We start from the raw sequence: 14,903 nt of genomic DNA on the forward strand, positions 1-14,903 counted from the left end.
CCCGCCTGCCGGCGCGACACGACACGATTCAGCTCAGGCGCACCTCGATGCGGTGTTCCTGCCCGTCGTCGACGAGCGGAATTCTGGCGTGCGGGCGCCCGGCCTGCAGGACGCTCGCTTCGCGGACCGGCGCGCCGTCGACGCTCACCTCGATCGCCTGCGCCGCAGGCTCGTGGAGGCGGCTGACCGTGATGTGGTGCGGCGTGTCGCGGTAGCGGTAGTGGATCGTGTAGCTCGCCCAGTGATCGGGAACGCGCGGCGCGATCAGCAGGTGGTCGACCTCGCGGTGCAGGCCGAGCAGGGTTTCCGTCGCCAGGCGATACATCCAGCCGGCAGCGCCGGTATACCAGGTCCAGCCGCCGCGACCCGTGTGCGGCGCGGCGCCGTAGATGTCGGCGCACATGACGTAGGGTTCGACCTTGTAGCGCGCGATCGCGTCGGGCGTGTTGCCGTGGTTGACCGGGTTGAGCATCGCGAAGAATTCCCAGGCGCGCGCGGTGTCGCCCATCATCGCGAAGGCCATCGTCGTCCAGATCGCCGCGTGGGTGTATTGCCCGCCGTTTTCGCGCACGCCCGGCACGTAGCCCTTGATGTAGCCGGGTTCGAGCTCGGACTTGTCGAAGGGCGGGTCGAGCAGCTGTATCAGCTTTGCCTCGCGCCGCACCAGGCGCTGGTCGACCGCCGCCATCGCCTGACGCGCGCGCTCGGCCTCGCCAGCGCCCGAGATGACCGACCAGCTCTGGCTGATCGAATCGATCTGGCACTCGTCGTTGAGCGCCGAGCCGAGCGGCGTGCCGTCGTCGAAATAGGCGCGCCGGTACCAGGCGCCGTCCCAGGCCTGGGCCTCGATGTTGCCGCGCAGCTGCGCGGCCTGCCCGCTGCACAGGTCGGCGAGCGCGAGGTCGCCGCGGTCGCGCGCGAGCGCGGCGAACAGGTCCAGGTTCTCGTACAGGAACCAGGCGAGCCAGACGCTCTCGCCTTTGCCCTCGCGGCCGACGAGGTTCATGCCGTCGTTCCAGTCGCCGGCCCCCATGAGCGGCAACTGGTGCACGCCGAAGCGCAGGCCGTGCTTGATCGCGCGCACGCAGTGCTCGTACAGGCTCGCGGCTTCGGGCGAGCGCTGCGGCTGGTCGTAGTAGGCCTCTTCTTCCGGGTTCAGCTCGCGCCCTTCGAGGAAGTGGACGGACTCGTCGAGCACGCCGGTGTCGCCGGTCGCGCGCACGTAGCGAACCGTGGCGTACGGCAGCCACAAATAATCGTCGGAGAAATGGGTGCGCACGCCCTGACCGTTGGGCGGATGCCACCAGTGCTGCACGTCGCCCTTGAGGAACTGGCGGCCGGCGCAGCGGATCAGCTGTTCGCGCGCGAGCCAGGGCGCGGCGTGGACCAGGGCCATCGTGTCCTGCAACTGGTCGCGGAAGCCGTAGGCGCCGCCCGACTGGTAGTAGCCGCTGCGTCCCCAGAACCGGCAGGAGAGGGTCTGGTAGACCAGCCACCCGTTCGCGAGCACGTTGAGTGCGGCGTCGGGCGTTTCGACGTGCACCGCGCCGAGCGTGCGGTTCCAGTGCTCCCACACGGCCTCCAAGGCCTGCCGCGCGCCGGCCGGTCCGCCGAAGCGCTGGACAAGATGGCGCGCCTCGTCGGCGTCGTGCGCGGCGCCGATGACGAAGACGAATTCACGTGTCTCGCCCGGGTCGAGCGCCATCCGTGTCTGCAGCGCCGCGCAGGGGTCGAGGCCGGCCCCGGTGCGGCCCGACAGGCGCTTGCGCCGCATCGCCGCCGGGTCGCCGAGCGTGCCGTTGCGGCCGATGAATTCCGAGCGGCTTCCGCTCACCGAGCGCTCGCGCTCGCTGACATGGGCGAAGACGACGCGGTGCGCGTATTCACGGCTGTAGGCGTTGCGGGCGAGCAGGGCGCCGCTGAAGCCGTCGACCTCGGTCACCACGTGCATCATGTTCGCGTGGCGCCACTCGCCGAGCACGAGTTCCCAGTAGCCCGTCAGCGACAGCGTGCGCGGGCGCTTCGACTGGTTGTGTAGCTTGACGGTCACGAACTTGACCGCCGCATCCATCGCCACGTAGGTCGACAGCTCCGACGCGATCCCGGCTTCATAGTGCTCGAACACGCTGTAGCCGAAGCCGTGGCGGCAGATGTAACCCGAGCGTCCGCGGGCGGGCAGCGGCGTCGGCGACCAGAACGCGCCGGTTTCCTCGTCGCGGATATAGATCGCCTCGCCGCTGGTGTCCGAAAGCGGGTCGTTGTGCCAGGTCGTCAGCCGGAACTCGTGCGCGTTTTCCGACCAGGTGTAGGCGCCGCCGCTTTCGCTGACGACGGTGCCGATATGCGGACTCGCGATCACGTTGACCCAGGGCGCCGGCGTGGTTTGCCCGGGTTCGAGCATGACGACATATTCGCGACCGTCGGGCGTGAACCCGCCGAGGCCGTTGCTGAAAATCAGATCGCGCGGCGCCAGCGGATAGACCGTCTCGCGCGCGACCTGCAGCGGCGGCTCGAGGCGGTCGGAGGCACGCTCGGCGGATACGCGGCGCTCGATCTGTTCGATCAGGGTTTCGCGGGTGTCGCTGAAAACGATGCGCGCGACGGTCTGCAGCAGCACGCGTTCGTCCTCGGACAGTTCCTCGGCGCGCCGCACGAAGACGCCGCCCGGCTTGTCGAGCATGTGCGCTTCGGGCCCCGCGTTGATGCGGCCCATGATCTGGTCCTGCAGGACCGCGCGGTAGCCCGAGAAATCCTCGTTCACGATTACGAGATCGGCCGCCAGGCCTTTCATGCGCCAGTAGGCGTGGGCCTGCAGCACCTGTTCGACGAGATCCATGCGGTCGAGGCTGGCGATGTGTAGCAGCACGATCGGCAGATCGCCCGAGATCGCGAAGCGCCAGAGTCCGGATTGTCCGAGCTGGTTGCGCGCGATGACGCTCGGCGGGGCGCGGCGCAGTGCGCTCGCGTAGACGACCGAGCTCGCCAGACGGCCGTATATCTGCGCGTCGGCCTCGTTCGCATTGAGATGGCGCAGCACTTCGAGGCTCTCGAACCAGGCCATTTCGAACGCGCGCTCGACGAAGTGCCGGTCGCAATATTTCTCGAGCAGGGCGAGCGCGGCTTCCCGCGTGTCGGCGACGCCGGAGATGATCTGCACGGTCGCGGCGTGGTCCGGCGACACCGTGACGACGCGGCGGATCGCCACGATCGGGTCGAGTACGGCGCCCGCGGTATTCGACAAGGCGGACGCACCGGCGTCGCTGTCGAGCATGACCGGGTTGACGGGCGTGCGCCCGCGCCCGATGAAGCGCGCGCGGTCGGTTTCGAACGACGGTTCGCCGCTCATCGTCCCGGGCGCGGCGAGCAGGTGGAACATCCACGGCGTCTGCTCGCCCGGCGTGCGCGGACGGCGTGTGCACAGAATCGCCTGCCGTTCGGCGACGATTTCGGTCTGCACGAAGAGATTGCTGAACGAGCGGTGGGCGAGGTCGGCATTCAGTGGTGCGAGCACGACCTCGGCGTAGCTCGTGACTTCGATGTGGCGCGCTCGGGCCGACTGGTTGGTCAGCGTCACGCGGCGGATCTCGACGTCGTCTTCCGGCGAGACGCAGATTTCGGTGTGCGCTTCGATCGCATGGTCGCGCCGCCGGTATTCGGCGCGCGCCTGCACGAAGATCGCCTCGTAATGGTCGGCGCGCTGCAGGGTCGGCTGATGCGCGGTCGACCAGTAGCGGCCGCTGTCGCGATCGCGCAGGTAGATGAATGTCCCCCAGCCGTCCGACGTCGGGTCCTCGCGCCAGCGCGTGATCGCATATTCGTTCCGGCGGCTGCAGCTGCCGCCGGCGTGGGTCGCCATGACGTGATAGCGGCCGTTCGACAGCAGGTGGACTTCGGGCAGCGGCGTATTGGGCTCGGTGAAGACCCGCATGATCGTGCCGGCCTCGGCGCTCGGCGGCCGCGCCGACGCGCTGACCTCCGCGGCATGCGGATGCAGGGTCGCGCCCTTCTTCGGCACGCGCTCCTGCAGCAGCAGCTCGGTCGCGCGGGCAAGCGGGTCGGACATGAAGCGACGCTGCATCGGCTGGTCGAGCAGGACGTGGGCATAGGCCAGAAGACTCATGCCCTGGTGATGCGCCATGAACGCGCGTACGGTCGCGTGCGCCTTGCCGCGGGGCACGCGCGAGGGCGTGTAGTCGACCGCTTCATAGAAGCCGCAGGCGCCGAGAAAACCCTGGCGCGCGAGCGTCTGCAGGTTGCGGCACGCTTCGCGCGGCATCACCGTGAGGGCGAGCGCCGTGGCGTAGGGCGCGATGACGAGGTCGTCCCCGAGACCGCGTTTCAGGCCCAGCCCGGGCACGCCGAAGGCGCGGTACTGGTAGACCTGCTGGGCGTCGGTCGCGTTGTAGCACGATTCCGAAATGCCCCATGGCACCGCGCGCTGTCGTCCGTATTCGATCTGGCGCGACACCGCCGCCTTGCAGGTCTGTTCGAGCAGGGTGTCGGGATAGCTCGGCATGATCAGTTGCGGCATCAGGTACTCGAACATCGAGCCGCTCCACGAGATCAGGCTCATGTGTCCGCCGTGGCTCGTCAGCAGACGGCCGAGCGCGAACCAGTGTTTCTGCGGAAGCTGGCCCTGCGCGATGAGCAGGAAGCTCGCCAGCCGCGCTTCCGACGCGAGCAGGTCGTAGCACGCCGGATCGCGGCGGCGTTCGCCGACGTCGTAGCCGATCGTCAAAAGACCCCCGGCTTCGTCGTAGAGGAACGCGAAATCCATCGCACCGAGTTCGCGGCAGCGGCCGATCAGGCGCTCGATCGTCTCGATGCGCGCCTGGGCACGCGCCGCGCCGCTCGCGCCGGCACTTGCCGCGAGCGCCGCGAGCGTCGGGTTGGCGTCGCGCTGCCCCGGCTCGGGAACGAGGAATTCGAGCTCTTCGCGCAGCGCGCGCATTTGCCGGTCGAAGGCGCGTGCCCAGTAGGCCAGTTCGCCGTCGATGTCGATGTCCGCCGGCAGCGCGGCGACGAGCTTGCCGACCGCCTGGTGCATCGCGTCGAGGGCGCGCAGCGCGTCGGCAGGCGTCGGCGAACCCTCCGCCGCGAGCGTCCGTAGCCGCGCCTGCAGCGCGCGGATTTTTTCCTCGAGCTCGGGGGCGGGCGAGGCGGGAAGCTGCTCGGCCAGGACCTGCAGCGTGTCCTCGAGGCCGCGCAGCGCCGCACCGTTCACGACCGGCCGCGCGCCGAGTTCGTTCAGCCCGGCTTCGAGGGTCAGCAGGCAACCGGCGAGGTTGCCGCTGTCGACCGAGGAGACGTATCGCGGATGCAGCGGCTGCAGGCTCCGCGTGTCGTACCAGTTGTAGAGGTGGCCGCGATAGCGCTCGAGCTTCGCCATCGTGGCGAGTGTGTTGTCGAGGCGCTGCAGGCATTCCCCGGCCGTGATGTAACCGAAATCGTGCGCCGCGAGATCGGCGAGCAGGGACATGCCGATGTTGGTCGGCGAGGTGCGCGAGGCGACGGCCGGCGTGGGATGTTCCTGGAAGTTGTCGGGCGGCAGCCAGTTGTCGTCGGCGCCGACGAAGTCATCGAAGTAGCGCCAGGTGCGCCGTGCCGACGCGCGCAGGAACACGGTCTGCTCGCTGCTCAACCCCGGGCTGCGCGCGGCGAGCGGACGGCTGATCCACCAGCCGACGAGCGGCGCAAGCAGCCAGACGAGGACGAGCGGAAGAACCTGGGCCTCGTCCGCCCGCCCGTCCATCGCGAGTGCGAAGCCGACCGCGAGCGCGAGCGCGGGGGCGAACCACATTTCCCGGAAGAAGCCGGGGATGGATCGGCGTGCGTTGCGCCGCGCGTAGGACGGCAGATGCCAGAGCAGCAGGCCCCGCCGCGTGAACGGCATGCGTAAAGCCGAAGCCGCGATCGCGCCGAGCGACACGAGGGCCTCGTAGGGCAGGAAGGCCAGCGCCAGCAGCGCGAGCGCGATGGGCCGGGCCGCGGACCGGCTCGTCAGGCTCAGGTGAACGAGCCAGTCGCGTTCGTGCGGTTTGCGGATCAGTTCGATCAGGGTCGACAGCAGCGTGGGCACGAGCGCCACGCCGACGACGAAGAGCGTCCACAGCCACGCCGGCCCGGGACCGGCGAGCCAGCCCGCGAGCAGCAGCACGAGCAGCGCCGGCGGGACGAGGCTGCGCCGCAGATTGTCGAAAAGCTTCCACCACGACAGCGCCGAGAGCGGGTTGGGCTGGCGTCCGGATTTGCTGCCGTCTGCGCGGGTAATGCCCGGCACGCGCGGCAGGAGCCAGCCCGCGAGCTGCCAGTCGCCGCGTATCCAGCGGTGGCGGCGGCTCGCTTCGACGGCGACGCTCGACGGATGTTCTTCGATGAGCTCGACGTCGCTGACCAGCGCCGAGCGCGCGTAGCCGCTTTCGAGGAGGTCGTGGCTGAGGATGAGATTTTCGGGAAAGCGTCCGTCGAGTGCCTGGCGGAAGGCATCGACGTCGTAGATGCCCTTGCCGATGAACGAGCCCTCGCCGAACACGTCCTGGTAGACGTCGGAGATCTCCCGTGTATAGGGGTCGATCCCGGAGTCACCGGCGGCGAGCTTGGCGAAGCGGGACTGACTGGCGCTGGTCAGGCTGATCGACGCGCGTGGCTGCAGGATCGCGTAGCCCTCGACGATGCGCCCCCTGGTGGCGTCGTAGACCGGCCGGTTGAGCGGATGGGCGATATTGCCGACCAGCGCGCGCGCCGCATCGCGCGGCAGTTGCGTGTCGGTATCGAGCGTGATGACGTAGCGGATCGCGTCGAGCAGCGCGGTGTCGCCGACGATGTCCGAGAACGCCGTCTGCGCGCCGCCGCGCAGCCGCGCGTTGAACGCCTCGAGCTTGCCGCGCTTGCGCTCGTAGCCCATCCATACGCGTTCGTAGGGATTCCACACGCGCGGGCGATGAAACAGATAGAAGATGCAGGGACGATCGTCGGCGTAGCTTGCGTTGAGCGCCTCGACTGCGGCCCGTGCGTAAGCGATCAACGCCGCGTCGTCGGGCAGGGTTTCGGTCTGCGCGTCGGGAAAATCGGTCAGCAGCGCAAAGAACAGATTGGGGTCGCGGTTGCCGAGATAGCGTATCTCCATGGCTTCGAGCAGGGTGTCGACGTCGTGCCGGCTCGCGAGCAGGGTCGGCACGACGACCACGGTGCGCTCGGCGTCCGGGATGCCGTTCGAGAAATCGAGGCGCGGCACGGCGCGCGGCGGCAGGAGGAGCGTGACGAGGAGATTGACGAGCGGCACGGCGAGAGCCGAGGCGGCGACGACGAGTGGGAGGGCGAGCAGCCAGAGCCGCGCGTCATCGGGCATCAGGCCGCCAGTCTCGCGGTCGAGCACGAAGACGAAAGCTGCAGTCACGAGTGCGGTCAATGCCAGGATCGAACCGAGGTACAGCGGCAGGCGGATGCGGCCGGCGCCGCGCAGGAGGCGCGACGTGCGCGAGAGATGGCAGGCGACCGCGCGCTCGAGCTGCGGCCGTCCCCGGTCCACGAGCCAGTAGCCGACGTGCGCACGGCGGTCGTCCTCGCCGTGTTCGTCGGCGGCCGCGCGTGCGAGCGCGATGGCTTCGCGCGCGACCGCGGGCTCGCCGCAGGTGCTGCGGCGCGCGATGTCCTCGACGACATGGCGGTAGCGGTCGCGGGTGGCGAAATCCTGGCGCGCGTGCATCGCGGTCGGGTCTTCGCCGAGGGTCTGCTCGACGACGCTGAGCGATTCGACGAAGTGCGTCCAGTCCATGCCGCCGATGAAGCGCAGGCTGCCGATGCTGTTGGCAATGGAAATCTGGTTCGCCGCCGCCATGCGCGCGGCCGTCTCCGACAATTCGCCCGCGCTCACGCCCTGTTCGAAGAGCTTGTGCTCGACCCAGGTCTGCACGAAGCCGAGCGCCGGCCCCTGCGCCTGAAGGCGCTCGTAGAACTCCTCGACGAAGGGCGCGGTCAGCGGCACGTCGGCGCGGGCAAACTCGGCCAGCAGTTGAATGAGCTGGCCGGACTCGCCCTCGGCCGCCGCCACCATGCGGTCTGCCCAGACGATCGCGGCGTCGCGTGCCTCGCGCCGTTGCGCGATGCGCACGCCGACGCGGCGCAGGTTCTCGAGCAGGGCGAGCTGCAGCATGATCGGGAAGGCCCACAGTTCGCCGAGCCTCAGGGGCTCGGCGCTCTGGTAGGCGGCGAGGAACTGGCTCGCGTTGTCACGATCGACGCGGCCGTCCATGTGCGAGATCAGTTGGAGCGCGAGGTCGTAGATGCGGGGAAAGCCCGCCGAGGGGCCGTCGGCGAGGCGCGGCAGTTGCCGGCTGTATCCGCGCGGCAGATGCCGACGCGCCATGCCGATCTGCTGTTCGATCAGGTAGAAGTTGTCGAGCAGCCAGGCCTCGGCCGGCGCGATGCGCTGTCCCGGTGCGGCCGCGGCGGTGACGACGTCGTAGGCGGCCTGCAGGACCCGCGCATTTTCCGCAAGACGCGGCAACAGCCGGTCCGCGCGCGGGTGCGGGTCGATGCGATGCTGGCCGGCGAGCGTGACGGCGTGGCGCTTGAGCTGCTCGATGCTGAACAGCTCGGCACGCAGCAACTCCGTGTCGCGGTCGCGGCGCAGCGCCTTGCGGGTATGGGTCGAAAATCCGAATTCTTTGATGGCGGTGTCCCTCTACTCGCTCGAACTCGCCGCAGCCGCCCCGTTCCGGACCGTCGACACCGTCTAGACAGGTCTTGGTCCGGCGCCGGATCCACGCGCAGGGCGCAGCCGGCCCGTGAGGTTCTGGCGCGCCAGACCGCATCAGGCAATAAGCAAAGCTCGAGGAAATGTGTGTCCTTGAAATTCAAGACCACGGCCGGAGAGCTTGCAAGTCGAGTCGGCGCGCGTCTTTCCGCGGACGGAGCGATATCCGGACGGCTCCTGACGCCGGGCGCCGTCCACCGGCGGCACGTTTCAGGAAGCACACAGGTTGTTCAGCGCGCGTTCGCGTTGCCGCTCGAACTCGCGGCCCGAGGGCAGGGGCGCATCGCGGTCGCCGAGCCATGCGGCCAGGTCTGCGAGCACGGCCGATGCGCCGAGATCGCGGGTCAGCATGTGGTAGCCGTCCGGGTAGACGGCGACGCGTGCTGCGGGCGGCAGGGTGGCGAGCGTGCGGCAGAACGGGCGACGCGGGATGATCTCGTCGCGCTCGCCGTAGAGGACGAGCGTGGGCGTCGTCAGGCGGGGAGCGGCCGCGAACGCGCCGTCCCTGAGGTCGGCGAGCCCCCAGAGCGTGTCGGCGCGCGCCTTCTTCAAAACCAGCGGATCCTCACGCAGGGCATGCAGCATCGCGTCGTTGTCCGACGCCCTGATGCCGAGCCCGCGACCCGACAACTGCAGGTCGGGGAGGGTATGCGCGACGAGCCACAGGGCCGCGCGCTGCAGCGGATTCATGGTCGCCCGGCTCCACACGGCCGCCGCGACGAGGACCGCGCCGTCGGCGGCGGCCGGCGTGTCGGCGAGCAGGCGCATCGCCACCGCGCCGCCCATGCTCTCGCCGACCAGATAGAGCGGACGCCCGGGGTAGGTCTCGCGCAGCAAGGCGGCGACGCTGCGCGCGTCGTCGACGAGCCGTCCCCGACAGGGCCACAGGCCGCGGCCGGCGGTGCGGCCGAACCCGCGCTGGTCGTAGGCGTAGGTCACGATCCCGCGACGCGCGAGAAACGGTCCGACGTCGGCGAAGGCGTGCCCGTAGTCGTTGAAGCCGTGCAGGGCAAGAACGACCGCCCGCACCTCGCCCGGCGGGCGCCAGACGCTGAGTGGCAGCACTGCGCCGTCTGCGGCGATGACGCGATCGGCCTCGAGGCGCGGGGCCGCCGCGTCGTCGCGGCAGGGCTGCTCGACCGGGGTCGCGCAGGCGGCAAGGCCAGCGACGCCCAGCAGGATCGCGAAAAAGCACACGGAGGCACGGACGGCGAACCACGCCGCGGGACGGGACATGGCATCTCCTCGACTCGTGCCTGAAACATAGTATGCGGCGACCCCTGGCGACCCAGGCCCGTCACGCGGGGCGGCTTGCCAGCGGCGGTCTACTGTATAAAAATACAGCATGTCAGAAACCGCCGTCGTGCCGGGCCAGCAGCCGCCCGCGCTCCCTCCCAGCAGCTACCTGTCGCGCCTGAATCCCGAGCAGCGCCGTGCCGTCGAACACGACGTGGCAGGCGACGCCTGCGCCGGCCCCTTGCTCGTGATCGCCGGCGCAGGCTCGGGCAAGACCAACGTGCTCGCGCACCGCGTCGCGCATCTCGTCGCGCACGGAGCCGACCCGGCGGCGATCCTGTTGCTGACGTTTTCGCGGCGGGCGGCCGACGAGATGGTGCGCCGGGTCGAACGCATCCTGCGCCAGGTCGCCGCCGGACGCCCGCGGCTCGCCGGCGCCAAACTCGCCTGGGCCGGCACGTTTCACAGCATCGGCGCGCGCCTGTTGCGCGAATACGCGCCGCGCATCGGGCTCGATCCGGCTTTCACGATCCACGACCGCGAAGACTCGGCCGATCTGCTGAATCTGGTGCGCCATGAACTCGGCCTCGCCGACACCGGGAAACGCTTTCCGCGCAAGAACACCTGTCTCGCGATCTATTCCGCCGCGGTCAACACGCTCGCGCCGCTCGGCGACGTGCTGCAGCGACGTTATCCGTGGTGCGTCGAGTGGGAAGACGAACTCAAGCGCCTGTTCCTCGCTTACGTCGAGGCCAAGCAGGCGCAGCACGTGCTCGATTACGACGATCTGCTGCTGTACTGGGGGCAGATCGCCGGGGAGCCGACGCTCGCGCGCGAGATGGGCGCGCGGTTCAGCCACATTCTCGTCGACGAATATCAGGACACGAACGCGCTGCAGGCGAGCATCGTGCGGGCACTCAAGCCTGACGGCCGCGGCGTGACCGTGGTCGGCGACGACGCGCAGTCGATCTATGCCTTTCGCGGGGCGACCGTGCGCAACATCCTCGATTTCCCCGGGCAGTTCGCGCCGCCCGCGCGCGTCGTCACGCTCGAGCGCAACTACCGCTCGACGCAGCCTATCCTCGCCGCGGCCAACGGCGTGATCGCGCGGGCGAGCGAGGGTTACGCCAAGTCGCTGTGGAGCGAGCGCGAATCGAGCGAGCGGCCGCAGCTCGTCAGCGTGCGCGACGAGGCCGACCAGGCTGCCTTCGTGGTGGAGGAAGTGCTGGCGCGGCGCGAAGCGGGCATCGCGCTCAAGGCGCAGGCCGTGCTGTTCCGCGCAGCGCAGCACAGCGCGACGCTCGAGATCGAGCTGAACCGCCGGCAGGTGCCGTTCGTGAAGTTCGGCGGGCTCAAGTTCCTCGAGGCGGCTCACATCAAGGACGTGCTCGCGGTGCTCCGCTGGCACGAAAATCCCCGCGACCGCGTCGCGGGCTTTCGCGTGCTGCAGCTCATGCCTGGCATCGGACCGAAGACCGCGGGGCAGGTGCTCGACGGTCTCGCGCAGGTGCACGACGTCCGGATGGCCTTGCAGGAGGCGCGCGTGCCGCCGGCCGCCGCGCATGCGTGGGACGACTTTCTCGGGCTGGTGGCCGCCCTCGCGCAGCCCGGCGCGACGTGGCCGGCGGAGCTCGAAACGATCGGCAGCTGGTATGCACCCCACCTCGAGCGCCTGTATGACGACGCGGCGGTGCGTCAGGGCGACATCAGCCAGCTGGAACAGATCGCGCGCACCTATCCCTCGCGCCAGCGCTTCCTGACCGAGCTCACCCTCGATCCGCCCGACGCCACGAGCGACGAGGCCGGCGTGCCGCTGCGCGACGAGGACTACCTGATCCTGTCGACGATCCATTCGGCGAAGGGTCAGGAATGGGCGGCGGTGTACCTGCTGAACGCGGTCGACGGCTGCATTCCCTCGGATCTCGCGACCGGCAGCCCGCAGGAGATCGAGGAAGAACGGCGGCTGCTCTACGTCGCGCTGACCCGCGCGAAAGACCACCTGCAGGTCGTCGTGCCGCAGCGTTTCTATGTCACGCAGCAGTCGGGCTACGGTGACCGCCACGTCTATGCGGGGCGCACACGCTTCATTCCGCCCGGCATGTCGGAGCTGTTCGACGCCCGCGTGTGGCCGGTGCGCGCGACGGAAACCGCGCCGGCCTGCGCGCCGCCGCCCGAAGTGGTGGAAGTGCTGTCGAGAATGAAGGCGATGTGGCGCTGAGCGCGCGACGCGCGTTCAACAACTATGCTTCGTTCATGTCCGTTTCATGGGGCGCCCGAAGGGGCCCTCATGAAAGACACCCGTATTCTCAGGAGGGCAGCATGCTGGTGACGTTCACGACCAAGGCCTACGCCGACATCACGATGTTCGGCGATGTCGCGGTGACGCTCTTGAAAATGATGGGGCACAGCGGAACCGTGCCCGGGGCGGTCGTCGCGGCCGACGTGCCGGCCGCGCTCGACCGGCTCCGGCGCGCGCTCGACGCGGACAAAGGCGCTCAGGCCCGCCCGCCCGCGGCCGCAGCCGACGATGAAGACGATCCGCCGGTCAGTCTCGCGCATCGCGCCTTGCCGCTACTCGAACTGCTCGCCGCTGCCGCCGACCGAAAAGCGGACGTGATGTGGAAGTAGGCCGGCTCGCTCGCTTGCTGCCGGCTTGATGAGGCGACGGCGCCAGCGAGGGCTCGCAAAGTGCGCGGGCCGCGCGCGCCGCTGGATTCCGCGCCCGCGCGAGGTTTGGGAGATCGTCCGACCACCCCGGGAAAGGCCGCCTGAGTGTCCGATAAGAGCCCTGCGATGTCGCACGAGACCGCTTCCCCGCTGGTTCTGACGATCGGCCATTCGACGCATCCGATCGACGTTTTCATCGGGCTGCTGCAGGCACACGGCGCGGCTTCGCTGGTCGATGTGCGCACGGTGCCGCGCTCGCGGCACAACCCGCAATTCAACACGGAGGCCCTGGCGCAGTCACTCGCCGATGCCGGTCTCGGCTACGTGCATGCGCCCGGTCTCGGCGGCCTGCGGCGCGCCAGGCCCGATTCGCCCAACGCCGGATGGCGCAACGCCTCGTTTCGCGGCTATGCCGACTACATGCAGACAGCCGACTTCGCGCGCAGCCTCGACGCGTTGATCGCCCTCGCGCAGACGCGGCGAATCGTCCTGATGTGCGCCGAGGCCGTACCCTGGCGCTGCCATCGTTCGCTCATCGCGGATGCACTCGTCCTCCGCGGCTTCCGCGTCGAACACATCCTGAGCGCGACGCGCCGTCAGCTTCACGCGCTCACACCATTCGCGCGGGTGAGCGGCGGCACGCTCACCTATCCACCCGAGGCGGGATCCGCGCCGGGGCAAGCGACCGTCGCGACGGACGGATGTTGCCCCAACGAGGGTGGAACCACTCATATCGAAAATACCGATGCAAAAGGCCAAAAAAGATCGTTTGTTAAATAGTTATTAAAAAACTATTTTTCGTCAGGTGCGAACGCCCAATGGGCGGCGCGGCCCGCAGGCTCGAAGGCTCGAGCCTCAAAACATAACGAACCTAACGAAAGGAGCTGTCATGCCCAAGTCCCCCATCGAAACGCCGAACCTCGACGAACTCGAGAAAGGGCCTTGGCCCAGCTTCGTGACCGGCCTCAAGCGCCTCGCCAAAGACAACGACATGATGGTCGATCTGCTCGGGCAGCTCGAGACCTCGTACCAGACCAAGAAAGGCTATTGGAAGGGCGGCACGGTCGGCGTGTTCGGGTATGGCGGCGGCGTGATTCCGCGTTTCACCGAACTCAAGGACGAAAACAACCGGCCGCTCTTCCCGGAGGCGGCCGAATTCCACACCCTGCGCATCCAGCCGCCGGCCGGCATGCACTACACCTCGGATCTGCTGCGCAAGATGTGCGACGTCTGGCAGGAGACCGGCGGCTCGGGGCTGATCGCCTTCCACGGGCAGTCCGGAGACATCATGCTCCAGGGCATCCGCACCGAGAACGTGCAGAAGGCCTTCGACGAATTCAACCAGATGGGCTTCGATCTCGGCGGCGCAGGCCCTTCGCTGCGGACCTCGATGTCCTGCGTCGGCGCCGCACGCTGCGAGCATTCCTGTTATGACGAGGCCCATGCGCTGCGCACTGTCATCAACAACAACATCGACGACATGCACCGGCCGTCGCTGCCGTACAAGTTCAAGTTCAAGTTTTCGGGCTGCCCGAACGACTGCGTGAACGCGATCATGCGCTCCGACCTCGCCACGATCGGCACCTGGCGCGACAACATCCGCGTCGACGAGACGCTCGTGCAGGCCTACATGGCGGCGCACGGCGAGGAGGATCTCGTCAACGACGTGGTGACCAAATGTCCGACTCGGTCGATCAGCCTGGTCGCCACCTCAAAGTTCCAGCCGAGCGAACACGTCTCCGCCGCCGACCTCGGCAACGGCAAGACGATGTGCATCGACAACAAGAACTGCGTGCGCTGCATGCATTGCATCAACGTCATCCCTGGCGGGCTACGCGTCGGCACCGACAAGGGCGTCACGATCCTCGTCGGCGGCAAGGGCGTGCTGAAGATCGGCGCGACCATGGGGACGGTCGTCATCCCGTTCATGAAGCTCGAAACCGAAGAGGACTTCGAGAAGCTCAACGAACTCGGTCGCAACGTGATCGATTTCTTTGCCGAGAACGCACTCGAGCACGAACGCACTGGGGAGATGATCGAGCGCATCGGCTTGAACAATTTCCTCGAAGGCCTTGATCTGCCGGTCGATCCCAACATGATCAGTCAGCCGCGCATGAATCCATTCTTCCGTTCCGACGACTGGGATGAGCAGGTCGAGAAATGGCTCGAGTACAAGGCGCAGAAGTCCGCCTGACTCGCTGATACGCCGCCCGGGTCCCGACCCGGGGCTCCCAGCGTTTTCGCC

6 protein-coding genes are annotated in these 14,903 nt (G+C 68.5%); 4 read left to right on the forward strand and 2 right to left on the reverse strand.

What is annotated here, in order from left to right; genetic code table 11:
* Positions 1–28: 28 nt before the first annotated feature.
* Both TBD_RS06545 and TBD_RS06550 read right to left on the reverse strand, forming a co-directional pair.
* The gene (locus tag TBD_RS06545) at positions 29–8,608 is read right to left on the reverse strand and encodes a GH36-type glycosyl hydrolase domain-containing protein (RefSeq protein WP_011311816.1); all 8,580 of its coding nucleotides are present in this window, start codon (positions 8,606–8,608) and stop codon (positions 29–31) included.
* A 357-nt stretch (positions 8,609–8,965) separates the two neighbouring features.
* Positions 8,966–9,991 carry an alpha/beta hydrolase gene (locus TBD_RS06550; protein WP_011311817.1) on the reverse strand — a complete coding sequence of 342 codons (1,026 nt, stop codon included), beginning with the start codon at positions 9,989–9,991 and terminating at the stop codon, positions 8,966–8,968.
* A gap of 109 nt (positions 9,992–10,100) precedes the next feature.
* Here TBD_RS06550 and TBD_RS06555 point away from each other — a divergent pair, with 109 nt between their 5' ends.
* From TBD_RS06555 to dsrA, 4 genes are all read left to right on the forward strand, one after another.
* On the forward strand, positions 10,101–12,209 hold the full coding sequence (locus tag TBD_RS06555) for an ATP-dependent helicase (protein WP_011311818.1): 2,109 nt from the start codon (positions 10,101–10,103) through the stop codon (positions 12,207–12,209).
* Positions 12,210–12,310: 101 nt separating this feature from the next.
* Entirely contained in the window at positions 12,311–12,619 is a 309-nt protein-coding gene (locus TBD_RS06560; protein WP_041432460.1) for a DUF1840 family protein, read from the forward strand.
* Between the two features lie 165 nt (positions 12,620–12,784).
* Positions 12,785–13,438 (forward strand): DUF488 domain-containing protein, encoded by a 654-nt coding sequence (locus tag TBD_RS06565; protein ID WP_041432462.1) that lies wholly within the window; start codon positions 12,785–12,787, stop codon positions 13,436–13,438.
* 109 nt (positions 13,439–13,547) lie between these two features.
* A complete protein-coding gene (gene dsrA, locus TBD_RS06570; RefSeq protein WP_011311821.1) occupies positions 13,548–14,852 on the forward strand; it encodes a dissimilatory-type sulfite reductase subunit alpha in 1,305 nt (434 codons plus the stop codon).
* The last annotated feature ends 51 nt before the right edge of the window (positions 14,853–14,903 follow it).

Source organism: Thiobacillus denitrificans ATCC 25259 (genome assembly GCF_000012745.1).
GTDB classification, from domain to species: domain Bacteria; phylum Pseudomonadota; class Gammaproteobacteria; order Burkholderiales; family Thiobacillaceae; genus Thiobacillus; species Thiobacillus denitrificans_B.